The following is a 16,830-nucleotide window of genomic DNA, read 5'->3' on the forward strand; positions in this document are numbered from 1 at the left end:
TGTGCACGTCAAATCGACCTGATAAGTAGGGAAACGTGACAATGCATCGCAGACTCCGCGGGCGCATCGCCGCCGCAGCCCTGGCCGTCCTGGCATCAGCGGGGACGCTCAGCGCGTGCGGCGACGACGACGGCGGCGACAAGTCCGGTGCTCCCACTCAGCTCAAGCTCGGGTACTTCCCGAACATCACCCACGCGACGGCGCTCGTCGGGGTGCAGAAGGGGATCTTCGCCAAGCACCTCGGCACCGCGCCGAAGACCGCCACCTTCAACGCCGGTCCCGCCGCCGTGGAGGCCCTGTTCTCCGGCGCGATCGACGCCACCTTCGTCGGGCCGAACCCGTCCATCAACGCCTGGTCGAAGTCGCACGGCAAGGCCGTCCACATCATCTCCGGCGCGGCCTCCGGCGGCGTGGCGCTCGTCGTCAAGCCCGGGATCAACGGTGTGCAGGACCTCAAGGGCAAGAAGATCGCGACCCCGCAGCTCGGCAACACCCAGGACGTGGCCGTCCGGTACTGGCTGAAGAAGAACGGCCTCACCGCCAACAAGGACGGCAGCGGCGACGTCAAGATCGTCCCGCAGGACAACGCGCAGACGCTCCAGACCTTCGCGCAGGGCGAGATCGACGGCGCCTGGGTCCCCGAGCCCTACGCGTCCCGGCTCATCCTGGAGAACAAGGGCAAGAAGCTGCTCGACGAGAAGACGCTCTGGCCCAACGGCAAGTTCGTCATCACGAACCTCCTCGTCAGCCAGGAGTTCGAGAAGAAGCACCCCGACGTGGTGAAGAAGCTGCTCGAAGGCGTCGTCGAGGCCACCGACTACATCAACAAGAACCAGGCCGAGGCCAAGACCGTCGTCAACGACGCGCTCACCAAGCTCAGCGGCAAGCCGCTCAAGCAGGACGTCCTCGACTCCGCGTTCAAGGAGATCGAGTTCACCACCGACCCGGTCGCGTCCTCGCTGACCCAGGGCGCCGCGCACGCCGAGGAGATCGGCCTGCTGCAGAAGACCGACCTGAACGGCATCTACAACCTCGCGGCCCTCAACGACGTGCTCAAGGCGAGCGGGAAGGCACAGGTCAGCGACAAATGACACAGGCCGTCACGGCCGCCCCGAGCCGGACCGCGGCCGCGGTCCGGCTCGACGGCGTCTCCAAGGCGTTCGGAACCGGCGGCGACTCGCTGCTCGCCCTCGACCGCGTGTCCCTCGACGTCGCGCCGGGCGAGTTCACCTGCCTGCTCGGCGCGTCCGGATGCGGCAAGAGCACGCTGCTCAACCTCGTCGCGGACCTCGACCGGCCGAGCGGCGGGACGATCGACACCGGCGGCGCCCGGGTCGCGCTCATGTTCCAGGAGCCGGCCCTGTTCCCCTGGCTCACCGTCACCGGCAACCTGGAGCTCGCGCTCAAGATGCGCGGCGTCCCCCGCGCCGAGCGGCGCGCCCGGGCCGCCGAGCTGCTGGACTCGGTGCACCTCGGCGGCTTCGCGAAGAAGCGCCCGCACCAGCTCTCCGGCGGTATGCGGCAGCGCGTCGCGCTCGCCCGCGCGCTCGCCCTCACCGAGGACGAGAGCACGGGCGAGGGCGGCGGCGGGCAGGGCACCGTCCTGCTGATGGACGAGCCGTTCGGCGCCCTCGACGCCATGACCCGCGACCTGCTGCACGACGAGATCGAGCGGATCTGGCGCACCCGCGGCCTGACCGTGCTGTTCGTCACGCACAACGTCCGCGAGGCCGTGCGGCTCGGCGACCGCGTCGTGCTGCTCAGCAGCCGGCCGGGACGCGTCGTCCAGGAGTTCCCCGTGCCGATGGACCGGCCGCGGCGCATCGACGCGCCGGAGGTCGCGGCGCTCGCCGCGACGATCACCGACCGGCTGCGCGAGGAGGTCGGCCGCCATGGCGCGTGACACGACGGCACGGGACACGACGGCACGGGACGGCCTCCCCCAGGACACCGTCCCCGAGGACACGGTTTCTGAGGGCACCGTCCCTGAGGACACCGTCCCGCAGGACGACGCGCCCCCGAAGGACACCGCGCCCCCGAAGGACACCGTCCTGCGGAAGGACGCCGCTCCGGTCCCGGACAGCCGCCTCCAGCGCGAGCTGGCGGGGCTGGACGCGCTGGAGCTCGGCGGCGGCGGGAGGTCGGGACGGCTGCTCCAGCGGTCCTGGTCGGCGGTCTGGCCCATGGTCACCGCCGTCCTGATCGCCCTCTTCGCCTGGCAGGTCGTGGTGTGGAGCGGCTGGAAGGACCCCTGGGTCCTGCCGGGTCCGGGCGACACGCTGCCGATCTTCTGGGACCAGGTGACGAGCGGCCGGTTCTGGGACGCCGTCGGGCTGACCATGCAGCGCGCCGTCATCGGGTTCGCGGTCGCGGTCGGGGTCGGGGTCGTGGTGGGCGCCCTGGTGTCGCAGTTCCGGGTGCTGCGCCGCGCGTTCGGCTCGCTGATCACCGGGCTCCAGACGATGCCGTCGATCGCGTGGTTCCCGCTGGCGATCCTGCTGTTCAAGCTCAGCGAGAGCGCGATCCTGTTCGTGGTGGTGCTGGGCGCGGCGCCCTCGATCGCCAACGGGCTGATCGCGGGCGTCGACTACACGCCGCCGATCCTGCTGCGCGCCGGCAAGGTGATGGGGCTGCGCGGGCTGACGCTGTACCGGCACCTGATCATGCCCGCCTCGCTGCCGTCGTTCGTGGCGGGGCTGAAGCAGGGCTGGGCGTTCGCGTGGCGGAGCCTGATGGCCGGCGAGCTGCTGGTGATCATCGGCGACACGACCTCGCTCGGCGTGCTGCTCTCGCAGGCCCGGGAGCTCAACGCCACCGCCGAGATGATCTCCTACATGATCGTGATCCTGATCATCGGCATCGTGATCGACCAGCTGTTCGGGGTCGCGGACCGCGCCATCCGCACCCGCTGGGGCGTCGACCAGGACTGACCCGCGGGACTGACCCGGCCCGGACGATCTCTTACCCGCCGCCTAAGGTCGCGTTTGCCCTGTTCTGGCAAGGAACACCGGGTAACGGCATCGCGCACCGGAGGAGGCCGTCATCCGTGTCCGGCCCCGCTCCTCGGCCGGGGAACCGGCCCGCTGGGGCAGGCGGGTCTCGCTGCGCCACCCGGACATCCGCGCCCGGGTGGCGCTGTCGGCGGCGCTGACGGCCCTCCTGCTGTCCACCGCGATCGCCGCGGCGACGCTCGTGCTGATCAGGCGGCATGTCAGCGCCGACCTGACCCGGGAGCTGGCCCGCGAGGGCCGCCGGGTCGTCACGATGATCCACTACGGGGCGCTGCGCGAGGACATCTACGCGCCCGAGGAACTGCACCAGGTGGTCGACGCGGACGGCCGGATCCTCGCCACCAGCCCGCCGATGCGAGGCCGCCCGCCCGCCCGGCTCCCACCCCCGCCGCCGGACGACGACCGCCGCGACGGGCGCACCTGCCACGTGGACGCGCCGGGCGGCCCGTGCTTCCAGTTCGTCGAGTTCCGGGTGGGCATGGGCCGCGACGAGAAGTTCGTCTACACGCTCGCGCCGGAGGTCGGGCTGCTGCCGCGCCCGCTGGTCGCCGCGCTCCTCGGCCTCGGCATCGTGCTCGTCACCGGGCTGGTCGCCTCCATGACGTGGCGGTCGGCGAACCGGACGCTGTGGCCGGTGGAGGCGATCCGCCGCGAGCTCCAGGAGATCACCGCGAGCTCCCCGGAGCGCCGCGTGCCCGTCCCGGAGCGCCGCGACGAGGTCGCGCTGCTCGCCGAGAGCGTCAACGCCACCCTCGACCGGCTGGAGAAGGCGGTCGCGCGGCAGCGCGCGTTCATCCTGGACGTCTCGCACGAGCTGCGCAGCCCGCTCACCGGGCTGCGCATGGAGCTGGAGCTGGCGCTGGCGGACCCGGAGGCCACGGACGTGACCGAGACGCTGCGGGCGGTCCTGAGCAACACCGACCGGCTGTCGGCCGTCGTGGACGACCTGATGGCGCTGGCGCGGCTGGAGGCGGACCGCGACTTCGCGCGCGAAGTCGTGGACCTGACCGAGCTGGTGGACCAGGAGGTCCTGCGGCGGCCCCGCCGCGCCCAGGTCACCGTGCTGGCCGAGGGGCCGGTGCGGGTGGACGGCGGCCGGAGCGAGCTGGCCCGGCTGCTCACCAACCTCATCGACAACGCCGACCGGCACGCGGTGTCGGCGGTGACGCTGACCGTCCGGCTCGACCCGCCGGACACGGCCGTCGTCGAGGTCATCGACGACGGCCCCGGCGTCGCCCCCGAGGACCGGGAGCGCATCTTCGAGCGCTTCACCCGGCTCGGGGACGGCCGGCACGGCGACGCCGGCGGCACCGGCCTCGGCCTCGTGATCTCGCGGGACATCGCCGCGGCGCACGGCGGCTCGCTCACGGTCTCCGACCGGGCCGACGCCGCCGGCGGCGCGCGGTTCGTCGTCCGCCTGCCCGCCGTGACCGGCGACGACCGGACCGGCGGGCAGGGGCCCGGCGACCGCTGAGACCGCCCCCGCGAGACTCGGTCAATCCGGGACCGGGATCAGGCCAGGTCGGCCGCCGTCACCGAGACCTCGATCTCCTCGGACGCCTCGGCCCCCATGGCGCGGGCGAGCCTGCGGAAGCGCCGGGCCTCGTCCGGGCGGCTGCGCCGCTCCAGGGTCCGGGCCAGCGCCTCGTAGGCCCAGCCGTTGCAGGGGTCGAGCTCGACGAGCCGGCGGAACGTCTCCTCCGCGCGCCCGAGCTGGGCGCTGTGGAAGTACGCGCGGCCGAGCAGCTCGACGACCGACCGGTTGCCGGGGTCCCCGGCGGCGATCGGCGCGAGGAGGCGCGCCGCGCCCGCGTAGTCGCGGGCGTCGAAGAACAGGGTCGCCCTCTCGAACTCCTCGTAGCTGGTCACCGCGGCCCCCTCCCATAGGTTGCTTGACGCAACCCTGAACCGGGGGCCCCGCCCCTTTGTTCCCGGACGCCCCCGGCGGCGGGTGCGCGCGTCAGCCCAGCTCGTCCTGGAGGCGCTCGCGTTCGGCCTCCAGCTGCTCGATCTGCCCGAGCAGCTCCTCGCGGGCGGTGAGCTCCTGGGCCGCGTCCACGGCGTCCATCGGGCCGTCCGTCCGCTCGGGGATCGCGGCGCGCAGCCGCTCCAGGTCCTCCTCGATGATGCCGAGCCTCTCCCGCTTCGCTGCGTCGTCCATTCGCGTCCCTTCCGGATCCGGCGCCATCGCTGTCCCCGCCCTGCATGCCCAGCCGGCGCCGGGTCTCACCTCCGCGGGCGATCTTCAGAGGCGGATCACGGTCTTGCCGCGGGCACCGCCCGCGCGGGCGGCGGCCAGCGCGGCCGGCGCCTCCTCCAGCGGGATCTCGCGCTCGACCGTCACGCGCAGCTCGCTCGCGTCGATCAGCGCGGACAGCCGGTCCAGCAGCTCGGCCGTGGGCGCGCTCTCGATGTTGGTCCCGCGGACCTCCCGCGCCGCCATCGCGTCGGGGTTGACCGCCCAGATCGTGCTGACGTAGGCGCCGCCGGGCCGCAGGAGCTGCGCGAGCTGCTCGGTCCCGCCGGTGTCGCTGACCATGTCCAGGATGGCGTCGATGCCGTCGGAGTGGGCCGCGAGCACCTGGCCGTTGAGGTCGCCCTTGGAGTGGTCGACGGTCTCGTCGGCGCCGAGCCTGCGCATCGTGCCCGCCATGTCGGCGCGGGCGGTGGCGATCACCTTCGCGCCCGCCCGCGACGCGAGCTGGACGGCGCTCTGCCCGACCCCGCCGGTCGCCCCGACGACGAGGACGGTCTGCCCGCCGTCGATCCGGGCCTCGTCCACCATGGCGAGCGCGGTCAGGCTCGCGGTCGGCACCGCGGCCGCCTGCGTGTAGATCATCCCGTCGGGCATCCGGGCGACCGGGCCGTCGGCGGCGGCGAGCGTGTACTCGGCGTAGCTGCCGAGGCCGCGCGCGAGGCCGAAGAACGAGCCGTAGACCTGCTCGCCGTGCCGCAGGCGGGTCACGCCCTCGCCGACCGCGTCGACGACGCCCGCGCCGTCCTGGCCGAGGATCAGCGGGAACGGCGCCTCGACGGTGTCCTTGAGCAGCCCGTCGGCGACCTTCCAGTCCATGGGGTTCATCCCCGCCGCGATCATCTTGACCAGGATCTCGCCGGGCCCCGGCTCCGGGCGCGGCACGTCGATGAGCGCCGGTGTGGCGCCGTACTCGGACACGGCGATGGCTCGCATGACGATCGTCCCCCCGATCGAGAACCCCCGGGGCGGCTGCGGCCCCGAACGATGATCTACCCGACCGGCCGGGCGATCACACCGCCGGGGCCGCGAACGCGCAGGTCAGCCGGGCCGCGCGGGCGGGATCGTGGGCAGTTCCGGGGACGGCGTGACCGGCGGCTCGGGGCCGAACGTCGGCTGCGGGAACGGGTCGTCCGGGCCCGGGTCGTGCGCGCCGGGGCCGGGGCCGCGGCTCGGGCGCAGTGTCACGGTGTCGCCCGGTTCGGCGGAGCCGGGGCCCGGCGACATCTCGGCGACGGTGTTCTCGCGGTACGCCGTGGACGTCACCGAGCCGCCGACGGCCACCCTGAATCCGGCGTGGCGCAACCGGGCGGCGGCCGCGCCGACGCGCATACCGCGCACGTCCGGCAGCTTCACCTTGTCCTCGCCCGAGCCCTCGCTGAAGTAGTGCGACGGCGGCTCGTGGAAGGACGCGGCGGGCGTCTCGGCGAGCGCCCCCTCCATGCTCTGCTGCCAGATCGGCGCGGGGATCGTCGCCCCGAAGACGGCGCCGTAGCACTCGCCGTCCATGCAGAGGCTGTCCATCGGGTACTTGTAGCCGCCGCGCGGGTCGCCGACCCAGACGGCCGCCGCGAGGTCGGGGGTGTACCCGGCGAACCAGGCGGCGGAGAAGTTGTCCACCGTGCCGGTCTTGCCGGCCGCGGGCCGCCCGATCCCCATGCCCCGCGCCGTGCCCTTGGTGAGGACGCCGCGCAGGACGTGGTTGACGGCGTCGGCGACGCCCCGGTCGAGGGCCTGCTCGCAGCCGGCGCCGGGGACCTTGAGCTTGTGCCCGGACGCGTCGGTGATCTGCCGGATCGCGACCGGCGAGCAGTACCGGCCGCGGGCGCCGAACGCCGCGTACGCCGCCGCGAGCCGCACCGGGGACACCGGGTTGAAGCCGAGCGTGAACGACGGGTACTGCTCCAGCGGCTTGCCGCTCGCCTGCTTCATCCCGAGCCGCTCGGCCATCTTCACGGTCTCGCAGAGGCCGACCTTCTTCTCCAGCGCGAGGAAGAACGTGTTGACCGAGTGGTGCGTGCCGGTGACCAGGCTGAACGTGCGCCCGCCCTCACCGTCGGCGGAGTTGCGCAGGGACGCGCTCGCGTCCCCGACACGGCGCCCCTTGCAGTCGCGGTACCCGACGGGCGTGTAGCTGCGCGGCGCCATGAGCCGGGTGCCGAACGGCAGGTCCTCCTCCAGCGCGGCGGCGAGCGTGAACACCTTGAACGTCGAGCCGGCCTGCATGCCGATGCTGGAGCCGTGGCTCGCGTCCGCGGCGAAGTTGATCCAGGTCTTGCCGCGCACCCTGTCGGAGCCGAGTTTGCGGTCCACGACCATCGCCTTGATCTCGCCGGTGCCCGGCTGCACCATCGCCTCGGCCGCGGCCTTGCGCGCCGAGTTCCTCCGCGGGACGTGCCCGTCCACGGCGCGCTGCGCGGCCCGCTGGGCGCGCCAGTCCAGCGTCGTGCGGATCGTGAGGCCGCCGCGTTTGAGCAGCTTCTCCCGGTCCCCGGCGGTCGCGCCGAACACGGGGTTGGTGAGGATCTCGCGCTGCACGTAGTCGCAGAAGAACGGCGCCTTGCTGCTCACGCAGCCGCTCTTGACGTCCTGGACGTGCAGCTTGATGGGCTGCGCGGCGGTGCGGTCCGCGACGTCCCGGCCGAGCCAGCCGAGGTCGGCCATCCGGCGCAGCACGATGTCGCGGCGCTCGCGGGCCGCCTCCGGGTGGTGGACGGGGTCGTAGGCGTAGGGGTAGCGGACGACGCCGGCGAGCATCGCCGCCTCGGCGAGGTTCAGCCGGGCGGCGGGCTTGGAGAAGTAGTGCCGGGACGCGGCCTCGATGCCGTACGCCCCGTCGCCGTAGTAGGCGATGTTGAGGTAGCGGCGGAGGATCTCGTCCTTGGAGAAGCGCTTCTCCAGCGCCACCGCGTACCGCAGCTCGCGGATCTTGCGGGCGGCGGTGACCTCCTTGGCGGCCTGCTGCTCGGCGGCCGAGTCGGCCTGGGTGAGCAGGAGGTTCTTGACGAGCTGCTGGGTGATGCCGGAGCCGCCCTGGGTGACCTGGCCGCTGGTGAGGTTGCTGGCCAGCGCCCGGAGCGTGCCCTGCGAGTCGATGGCGCCGTGCTGGTAGAAGCGGTTGTCCTCGATGGCGAGCACCGCGCGCCGGGCGACCGGCGCGATCCGGTCGAGCGGGACGTCCACCCGGTTCTGGTAGAAGAACGTCGCGAGCGTGGAGCCGTCCGCGGCGAGGATCTTGGAGCGCTGCGGGACGCCGGAGGTGCTCAGCCCGTCCGGCTCGCTCTCGAACCAGTCGGCGGCGTCGCGGGCGCCGACGCCCGCGGTGCAGGCCGTGGGCAGCAGCATGAGCGCGACGAGCAGGCCGGCCAGGCCGCCTAAGGCGCCCAAGCCGCGGATCGCGCGGGCCTTCTCGGCGCGCGTCGTCGATCCGGCGAGCACGCGGCGCGGGCGGCGCGCCGGTGCGGGGGCTCCGTCGTCCAGGGCGTCCCCGCCGTCGTTTCCGGCCTCGATCGGCACGGGCCCAGGGTAGACGTGCGTACCGCGCCAGACCACCCCATCGGCGATTCCATGGTGGATATCGCCCGATTCAGTCGTTCTGCCGTCGCCGTTCCCACGCCCTGACACGGTCGCGGAATACCCGTGAAACGGCGCGCAACTCCGCTTCGGGATCGAGGCCCCGCTCGCGGGCCTCCCGGACGAGCTCGAAAAGCCTTACGCCCAGGTCATCACCGCCGCCCGCGCCGTTTTCCGAGCCGTTCCCTGAGCCGTTGTCCGATCCGTTCTCCGGCCCGGTCTCCGGCGGGGCCGCGGGGGCGCCGATCCGGTCCGCGCGGCGCTGGAGCTGCGCGGCGAGCGACAGCGCGGGCTGCCCCATCGGGACGCCGTCGAGCGCCGACGCGTCCGCGCCGCTCTTCTCCGCGCGCTCCGCCGCCTTGATCCGCTCCCAGTTGGCGTTGACCTCGTCCGCGCCGGAAACGCTCACGTCCGCGAACACGTGCGGGTGGCGGCGGACGAGCTTGTCGACGATCCCGGCGGCCACGTCGTCGATGGTGAACGCCGTCTCGTCGTCCCGCTCCGCGGCGACCGCCGCGTGGAACGCCACCTGCATCAGGACGTCGCCGAGCTCCTCGCGCAGCGCGCCGAGGTCGCCGGACTCGACGGTGTCGGCGACCTCGTACGCCTCCTCCAGCAGGTACGGGACGAGGGTGGCGTGCGTCTGCTCGCGGTCCCACGGGCACTCGCGGCGCAGCGTGTCCATCACGGACACGAGGTCGAGGACGCGCGCTCCCGGCAGGTCGTACGAGCCGTGCAGGACCTCGACGTCCAGGGGGTCGCCGACGGCGAGCGTGCCGATCCCGCGCATCAGCGCCTCGTCGCCCTCCGGCGCCGCGACCCACACGACGTCCTCCCGCCGCGCCGCCGCGACCAGCGCGCCCGCGTCCGGCTCGGCGACCTCCTCGGGGACGACCCCCGCCTCGCGCAGGTAGGGCAGCAGCGGATGGCCCGGCCGCACCTGGACGCGCGCGGCCGACCGCAGCGCCTCCCACGCCTTCCAGGACAGCAGGCCCGGCGCGACCCGGTGCGTGGTCGCGAGCAGGGTGAGGCCCATCAGCGCTCGACGCCGGTCTCGGGGCTGGACAGCCGGTAGGCGACCGGCCCGATGTCGCCCCGCGCCGGGTCGAACGTCCCGTAGCGCGGGTTGATCTTGATGTGCATGCGGTCGGCGGTCGTGCGGAACAGCTGGTTCCAGTTCTGCCCGGCCTGCGCGGTCTGCGGGCTCTGCGGGTTGCCGTCCGCGCCGAACCGCCGCATCACGAGCTGCTGGGTGGCGAGGAAGCGCGCCACGTCCCGGGTGCGCTCCCGCGGCAGGCCGCTCGCCAGCGTGAACGAGCCGGACCCGCCGCGCTGGTCGAGCAGCGACACGATCGCGTCGGTCTGCGACTCCTGGACCGCCACGCCCTGGTCGCGGGCCATCCGGGCGGCGACGCGGAAGTTCACCAGCAGGGTCAGCGCGCCCCGCACGTCCGACTCGCCCGAGTCGGCCCCGATCTGCCCGGTCGGGTCGTTGGGGTTGGACCGCATCTGGTTGGCGACGCTGTCCTTCGCGAACTGCGACCGCCAGTCGCGGACGGTCTGGCTCAGCGTGGTCACGGTGATCCGGTCGCCGCCGACGAGCGCGGCCGTGCCCACCTGCCGGTCGCCGCCGCAGCCGGCCAGCGCGCCGGCCGCCGCCAGCGCGGCCGCCGTGATCCTGACGGGCCTGCCGAACGCCTTACCCACGATTGCTCCTGCCATCGGTGATCTTCGGGGGGACCGCCAGCTTAGGCGCGGGCGGGTTCCAGGAACAGGGCCTCGACCAGGTCCGTCGCCCACTTCAGCAGTTCCTGGTCGCGCAGCGGCCGGCCGCCGAGCGGCGCCGTCTTCGGCGCGGGCACGAGCAGCGTGTCCGTCGACGGCTTGAGGATGCTCTTCGGGTACAGCCGCTGCAACCGCACCTGCCTGGAGTCGGGCAGGTCGGCGGGCGCGAACTTGATGAAGTTCCCCTGGACGGTCACGTCGGTCAGCCCGGCCCGCCGCGCCTTGGCGCGGAACCGCGCCACCTCCAGCAGGTTCAGCACCGGGACGGGCAGCGGCCCGAACCGGTCCTTCAGCTCGTCGCGGACGGCGGCGATCTCGTCCTCGGACGTGATCGCGGCGATGCGCCGGTAGGCGTCCAGGCGCAGCCGCTCCCCCGGCACGTACTCGTGCGGCAGGTGCGCGTCGACCGGCAGCTCGACCTTCGTCTCGACGGTCTCCGGCTCGCCGCCGCCGTCCTTCAGCTCCCGGACGGCCTCGCCGACCATCCGCACGTACAGGTCGAACCCGACCCCGGCGACGTGCCCGGACTGCTCGGCGCCGAGGATGTTGCCCGCGCCGCGGATCTCCAGGTCCTTCATCGCCACGTACATGCCGGCGCCGACCTCGGTGTGCTGCGCCAGCGTCGCGAGCCGCTCGTGCGCCGTCTCCGTCAGCGGCACCTCCGGCTGGTACAGGAAGTAGGCGTAGGCGCGCTCGCGGCCCCGCCCGACCCGGCCGCGGAGCTGGTGCAGCTGCGACAGCCCGTACATGTCGGCGCGGTCGACGATCAGCGTGTTGGCGTTCGGGACGTCCAGGCCCGACTCCACGATCGTCGTCGCGACCAGGACGTCGTAGTTCTTCTCCCAGAAGTCGACCATGACGCGTTCGAGCTCGTGCTCGTTCATCTGCCCGTGCGCGGTCGCGACCCGCGCCTCCGGGACGAGCCGCGCAAGGTTCGCCGCGACCCTGTCGATCGACCGGACCCGGTTGTGCACGAAGAACACCTGGCCCTCGCGCAGCAGCTCGCGGCGGATCGCCGCGGCGATCTGCTTCTCCTCGTACGGCCCGACGAACGTCAGCACGGGGTGCCGCTCCTCCGGCGGCGTGAGGATCGTCGACATCTCGCGGATGCCGGTGAGGCCCATCTCCAGCGTCCGCGGGATCGGCGTGGCGGACATGGCCAGCACGTCCACCTGCGTCCGGAGCCGCTTCAGCTCCTCCTTGTGCTCGACGCCGAACCGCTGCTCCTCGTCGATGATCACCAGGCCGAGGTTCTTGAAGCGGGTCTGCGACGAGAGGATGCGGTGGGTGCCGACGACCACGTCCACGGTGCCCTGCGCGAGGCCGTCGAGCGTCGCCTCGATCTCCTTGTCGGACTGGAACCGGCTGATCGGCTTCACCACGACCGGGAACGCCGCGAACCGCTCCGCGAACGTCGACAGGTGCTGCTGCACCAGCAGCGTGGTCGGCACGAGCACCGCCACCTGCATCCCGTCCTGGACGGCCTTGAACGCCGCCCGGACCGCGATCTCGGTCTTGCCGTAGCCGACGTCGCCGCAGATCAGCCGGTCCATCGGGACGGGCCGCTCCATGTCGCCCTTGACCTCGTCGATGGCGGCGAGCTGGTCCGGCGTCTCCACGTAGGGGAACGCGTCCTCCAGCTCGCGCTGCCACGGCGTGTCGGGGCCGAACGCGTGCCCGGGGCTCGCCATCCGCGCCGAGTACAGCCGGATCAGCTCCCCGGCGATCTGCTTGACCGCCTTGCGCGCCCGCGACTTGGCCTTCTGCCAGTCGGCGCCGCCGAGCCGGTGCAGGCTCGGCGCCTCGCCGCCGACGTAGCGGGTCAGCTCCTCCAGCTGGTCGGTCGGGACGAACAGCCGGTCGCTCTTGGCGTACTCCAGGATCAGGTACTCGCGGGTGGCGCCCTGCACCGTCCGGCTGACCATCTCCACGTACCGGCCGACGCCGTGCTGCTCGTGGACGACGTAGTCGCCCGCCTTGAGCTGGAGCGGGTCGATGCCGCCGCGGCGCCGCGACGGCATCCGCCGCGCGTCCTTGGTGGACGACTTCTGCCCGGACAGGTCGGTCTCGGTCAGCACCGCGAGCTTGATCGACTCCCACGTGAAGCCGTTCTCCAGCAGCCCCGTCGCGACGTTCACGAGGGACGGCTCCGGCGGGCCCGCCAGATCGGCCAGCCGCGCGCCGAGGCCCTCCTCGCCGAGAAGCTGGACGAGCCGCTCCGCCGGACCGTGCCCGGCGGTCACCATCACGACGCGCCAGCCGCCGTCGATCCAGCCCTTCACGTCCGCGACGACGCGCGTGGTGTCGCCCCGGTACGCCTCGGCGGCGTGCGCGCCGAGGTCGAGGACCTCGCCCGCGCCGTCCAGGAAGGTCACCGGCCCCGTCTCGCCGGACTCCTCCCCGGAGACCGCCCCGGGGTTCAGGGCCGTCACGTTCCAACGCGGCAGGCCGAGCTCCGTGCTGTGGAGGCGGACTTCCTCCAGCGACCGGAACGCCGCGGCGCCGAGGTCGATCGGCGCCTCCCCGCCGGCGGCCGCGTTGACCCAGCTGGCCTCCAGGAACTCCTGGCTCGTCCGGACGAGCTCCGCCGACCGGGTCCGGATCCGCTCCGGCTCGCACACCAGCAGCGCCGACCCCTCGGGCAGCAGGTCGGTGAGCAGCTCCATCCGCTCGGCGAGGACGGGCGAGAACGCCTCCATGCCCTCGACCGTGTCGCCGTCGGCGATCCGGCCGAGGATCTCCTCCAGCGCCGGATGCTCGGCCGCGAGCCGCCGGGCCCGCTCGCGGACCTCGGCGGTCAGCGGCAGCTCGCGGCACGGCGGCGCCCACAGCCCGTCCTGCGCCACCTCCAGCGAGCGCTGGTCGGCCGCCTTGAAGTAGCGGATCTCCTCGACGGTGTCGCCCCAGAACTCCACCCGGAGCGGGTGCTCCTCCGTCGGCGGGAACACGTCCAGGATGCCGCCGCGCACGGCGATCTCGCCGCGCTTCTCCACGAGGTCCACGCGGTGGTAGCCCGCGTCCACCAGGCGGCGGACGGCGTCGTCCAGCTCGGCGTCCTCGCCGGACGCCAGCCGCACCGGCTCCAGGTCGGCGAGGCCGGACACGATCGGCTGGAGCACGGCGCGGATCGGCGTCACGACGACGTCCAGGCCGCCGCCCTTCCCCGCGTCCCCGCCGGGCCCCGCCGCGGACGGGTCGGCGGCGTCCGGGTGGACGAGGCGCCGCAGCACCGCGATCCGCTGCCCGACCGTGTCCGAGCGCGGCGACAGCTTCTCGTGCGGCAGCGTCTCCCACGCCGGGAAGTGCGCGACGCGGGACGGGTCGAGGAGGCACGACAGCGCCGCGGTGAGGTCCTCGGCCTCCCGGCCGGTCGCCGTCACCGCCAGCACCGCGCCGCGCCGTCCCGCGGCGCCGCCGGTCGTGCGGCTCAGCGCCGCCGCGAGGATCGGCCACAGCGACGGCGGCGCGACGATGTCGTGGTCGGAGCGCGCCTCGCCGAGCGCGGCCGCGAGGCCGGGGTCGGCGCACGCGAGGTCAACAAGTCCAGAAAGCGTCATCTTCGCCCGCTACTCGATCCACCCCCGGGGGTCGTCCCGTGGGGCTTGCCCAGGCACCGCGCGGGTGCCTGCGCCGGGCCCCCCGTCCAGCGTCAGGGCAGCCCGAAGAACCGGGAATCCGTGCGGATCCCGGTGCCGCGTACCAGCCTACGCGCCCCCGCCGACGCCGCGTCCCGCGCCTCGGCGCTCCGCCGCGCCGGGGCGGGGAGCCGGGCCGGGTGCCGGGGCGGCACGCTAGCCGCGGCCGCCGGTGATCAGCTGGCGCAGGGCCGTGCTGGACGTGTGGACGGTGTACGGGAAGTAGACGATCCGGACACCGCGGGCGCCGAGGTCGGCCTCCAGCCGGTCGCCCTTCTCCGTGCCCTTCCAGTCGTCGCCCTTGAACAGCACGTCGAAGCCGAGCCGCTCCCACATGACGACCTTGTCGCTGGAGACGTCGGTGACGACCTCGTCCACGCAGGCCATGCTGCCGACGACCGCGAGGCGCTCGGCGAGCGGCACGATCGGGGCGCGTCCCTTGGCGTCCTGGAGGACCTCGTCGGTGACGACCCCGGCGATCAGGTGGTCGCACTGCCCCTTGGCCCGGCGCAGGATGTTCAGGTGCCCGATGTGGAACATGTCGTACGCGCCGGGCACGTAGCCGACGACGCCCTTCCGCGCGGTCACCGGTGGACCCGCGGGCCGGGGACCGGCCGGTCGGCGGCCGGCCGCGCCGGGGCGGCGGAGGCGGGGGCGTCCAGGCCCGCGACCTCGCGGAACCACTTGACCGACGCGGCGAGCAGGAACAGCAGGTTGCCCGCGAAGATCAGCGTGTAGACCGGCAGGAACGCCTCCGGCCAGCCCAGCAGCACGAACGCCACGCACAGCAGCCCGTAGTCGGTGGGGATCACCATCAGCGAGCGCAGCGTGGACGGGGCGGCCGCGGGCGGCGCCGGGGCCCCGGTGGCGGCCCGGTGCGCGCGGGCCAGCAGGTCCTTGAGGATCATCCCGAAGAACATGACGGCGGCGACGACGGTGAAGCCGAGCGGGACCAGCAGGTACGCGGCGTGGTCCAGGTCGAAGAACCGGTAGAACGACACGAGCACGGCACCGTGCAGCGCGGAGATCTTCAGGCTGTCGACCATGTGGTCGAGGTACTCGCCGGCCTTCGAGCCGCCGCCGCGCAGCCGGGCGAGCTGCCCGTCCGCGGCGTCGAACGCGTACCCGACGACGAGGGCCAGGCACACCGCCGGGCCCAGCCAGGGCGCCGGTTCGACCAGGGCGATCAGCGCGATGCCGGTGAAGGTGAAGCACGCACTGATGCCCGTCACCTGGTTCGGCGTCAGGCCGGCCACGTAGGACGCGGCGGCGAGCACGCGGCCGAGCTTGCGGTTGACGAACCGGGAGTAGGCGGGGGCGCCCTTCGCGGTCTTCTGCGCGCCCGCCAGCCGGGACAGCGCGTCGCGGAACCCTCGCGGCGCGGGGGCGGGCGCCGTGCCGGAGGCGGGCCCGGAGGTGGGTGCGGTCACGCGACCGACGTCCTCACTCCGGCCTCGCCGGACTCGCCGGCCAGCGCGGCGCGCAGTGCGGGACTGGCCGTCTCCACGAGGTCGGTGAAGCGCACGACGCGGGCGCCCGTGCCGTCCAGCAGCGTCTCGGCGTCCGCGGGGACGACCGCGTCCGGCGGGCCCGCGAACAGCACGTCGAAGCGGAGGTCGCGCCACGCCCGGCGGAGGTCGGCGTGGGTCAGCGCGACGACCTCGGCCACGTGCCGGCAGTTGCCGACGATCTCCATCCGCTCGATCAGCGGGACGATCGGACGGGTGCCGAGGAGGTCCTCGGCGAGCTCGTCCGCCAGCACGCCCGCGACCAGCCGCCCGCACGAGCGCTCGGCCCGGCGCAGGACGTCCAGATGCCCGACGTGGAAGAGGTCGAAGACCCCTGGCGAGAAGCCGACCGCCCCGTCCATCCATCCCCCTTGCGCCTCGCGAGTCAACGTACGTTAGCAGCTCTTTACTCCCTCGATGTCTCGCTTGTGAGCGGGAGCGGGCGCGGAGGTGAACGAACCGGGCACCCTCCTGTCGCCGGCGCGACACGTCCGCTACCAACAAGGCAATTTGCGGACAGAGCGCAGCCGGGCGATTACGCTGCGAGACTGTGACCGATCTGCGTACGCCGCCGGTCAACGGCGGCGATCTCTTCTCCGAACGCGCTCGCCAGTACGCCATCGAGAAGCCCCTGCAGCGGATCCACATCCTGGAGGCCGGTTGCGGCTGGGGTACGGGGCTGAACCTCGGCGACCTGGAGTGCCAGGTGACGGGCGTCGATACCGACACCCCCGAGCTGCGGGCCCACACCTGCGAACGGCCCGACCTGGACACCTGGCACCTGGGCGACCTGCGCACGGTGCCGATGCCGCCGCGCGCCTTCGACGTGGTCCACGCGTCCTACCTCATCGAGCGCGCCCCGCACGCCGAACTGGTGCTCGACCGGTTCGTGGCCGCGCTGAAACCGGGCGGGCTGCTGCTCGTCCACCTGCGGGACCGCAACAGCGCCTTCGGCTTCCTCGACCGCAAGCTGCCGCGCTGGCTCCGCGCGCCGGGCCGCAGGCGCCGCGCCAAGCCCCCGCGTGCGCCGCGGGCGACGGCGCGGGGCTCGACGCGGGGCTCAG

The 16,830-nt window shown here is 73.4% G+C and carries 15 protein-coding genes; 5 read left to right on the forward strand and 10 right to left on the reverse strand.

The window, feature by feature from the left end:
* Positions 1 to 41 precede the first annotated feature (41 nt).
* The 4 genes from E1300_RS25730 (at position 42) to E1300_RS53510 (ending at position 4,485) form a co-directional block, all read left to right on the forward strand.
* Entirely contained in the window at positions 42 to 1,091 is a 1,050-nt protein-coding gene (locus E1300_RS25730) for an ABC transporter substrate-binding protein (RefSeq protein WP_131759640.1), read from the forward strand.
* A complete protein-coding gene (locus E1300_RS25735) occupies positions 1,088 to 1,903 on the forward strand; it encodes an ABC transporter ATP-binding protein (protein WP_131759641.1) in 816 nt (271 codons plus the stop codon). The genes E1300_RS25730 and E1300_RS25735 overlap by 4 nt, the downstream gene beginning before the upstream one ends.
* Entirely contained in the window at positions 1,893 to 2,930 is a 1,038-nt protein-coding gene (locus tag E1300_RS25740; RefSeq protein WP_242619397.1) for an ABC transporter permease, read from the forward strand. Before E1300_RS25735 ends, E1300_RS25740 begins: the two co-directional genes overlap by 11 nt.
* 199 nt (positions 2,931 to 3,129) lie before the next feature.
* Entirely contained in the window at positions 3,130 to 4,485 is a 1,356-nt protein-coding gene (locus E1300_RS53510) for a sensor histidine kinase (RefSeq protein WP_278045384.1), read from the forward strand.
* Between the two features lie 38 nt (positions 4,486 to 4,523).
* Here the strand turns inward: E1300_RS53510 and E1300_RS25750 are convergent, their stop codons facing one another.
* The 10 genes from E1300_RS25750 to E1300_RS25795 all read right to left on the reverse strand — a co-directional run bounded on the left by E1300_RS25750 (position 4,524) and on the right by E1300_RS25795 (position 16,128).
* Positions 4,524 to 4,880, reverse strand: a complete 357-nt coding sequence (locus E1300_RS25750) for a tetratricopeptide repeat protein (RefSeq protein WP_131759643.1) — start codon at positions 4,878 to 4,880, stop codon at positions 4,524 to 4,526.
* A 91-nt stretch (positions 4,881 to 4,971) separates the two neighbouring features.
* Complete coding sequence (locus E1300_RS25755; protein WP_131759644.1) at positions 4,972 to 5,172, reverse strand: hypothetical protein; 201 nt, start codon at positions 5,170 to 5,172, stop codon at positions 4,972 to 4,974.
* A gap of 84 nt (positions 5,173 to 5,256) precedes the next feature.
* The gene (locus E1300_RS25760) at positions 5,257 to 6,201 is read right to left on the reverse strand and encodes an NADP-dependent oxidoreductase (RefSeq protein ID WP_131759645.1); all 945 of its coding nucleotides are present in this window, start codon (positions 6,199 to 6,201) and stop codon (positions 5,257 to 5,259) included.
* A gap of 105 nt (positions 6,202 to 6,306) precedes the next feature.
* Complete coding sequence (locus tag E1300_RS25765) at positions 6,307 to 8,781, reverse strand: penicillin-binding protein (protein WP_165502992.1); 2,475 nt, start codon at positions 8,779 to 8,781, stop codon at positions 6,307 to 6,309.
* 70 nt (positions 8,782 to 8,851) lie between these two features.
* On the reverse strand, positions 8,852 to 9,874 hold the full coding sequence (locus tag E1300_RS25770; protein ID WP_131759646.1) for a nucleoside triphosphate pyrophosphohydrolase: 1,023 nt from the start codon (positions 9,872 to 9,874) through the stop codon (positions 8,852 to 8,854).
* The gene (locus E1300_RS25775; protein ID WP_131759647.1) at positions 9,874 to 10,545 is read right to left on the reverse strand and encodes a hypothetical protein; all 672 of its coding nucleotides are present in this window, start codon (positions 10,543 to 10,545) and stop codon (positions 9,874 to 9,876) included. Before E1300_RS25775 ends, E1300_RS25770 begins: the two co-directional genes overlap by 1 nt.
* Before the next feature lie 41 nt (positions 10,546 to 10,586).
* The gene (gene mfd, locus E1300_RS25780; RefSeq protein ID WP_131759648.1) at positions 10,587 to 14,180 is read right to left on the reverse strand and encodes a transcription-repair coupling factor; all 3,594 of its coding nucleotides are present in this window, start codon (positions 14,178 to 14,180) and stop codon (positions 10,587 to 10,589) included.
* Positions 14,181 to 14,414: 234 nt separating this feature from the next.
* A complete protein-coding gene (locus E1300_RS25785) occupies positions 14,415 to 14,846 on the reverse strand; it encodes an FAD synthase family protein (RefSeq protein WP_131759649.1) in 432 nt (143 codons plus the stop codon).
* Positions 14,843 to 15,688, reverse strand: coding sequence for a CDP-alcohol phosphatidyltransferase family protein (locus E1300_RS25790; RefSeq protein ID WP_131759650.1), 846 nt, complete (start codon positions 15,686 to 15,688; stop codon positions 14,843 to 14,845). The genes E1300_RS25785 and E1300_RS25790 overlap by 4 nt, the downstream gene beginning before the upstream one ends.
* Positions 15,685 to 16,128 (reverse strand): adenylyltransferase/cytidyltransferase family protein, encoded by a 444-nt coding sequence (locus tag E1300_RS25795; RefSeq protein WP_131759651.1) that lies wholly within the window; start codon positions 16,126 to 16,128, stop codon positions 15,685 to 15,687. The genes E1300_RS25790 and E1300_RS25795 overlap by 4 nt, the downstream gene beginning before the upstream one ends.
* 188 nt (positions 16,129 to 16,316) lie before the next feature.
* On the opposite strand from E1300_RS25795, the gene E1300_RS25800 reads away from it, so the two are divergent.
* The coding region (locus E1300_RS25800) for a class I SAM-dependent methyltransferase (protein WP_131759652.1) at positions 16,317 to 16,830 on the forward strand (514 nt) is incomplete at its 3' end.

The sequence above is a fragment of the Actinomadura fibrosa genome, assembly GCF_900659615.1.
Taxonomy (GTDB): Bacteria; Actinomycetota; Actinomycetes; order Streptosporangiales; family Streptosporangiaceae; genus Spirillospora; species Spirillospora fibrosa.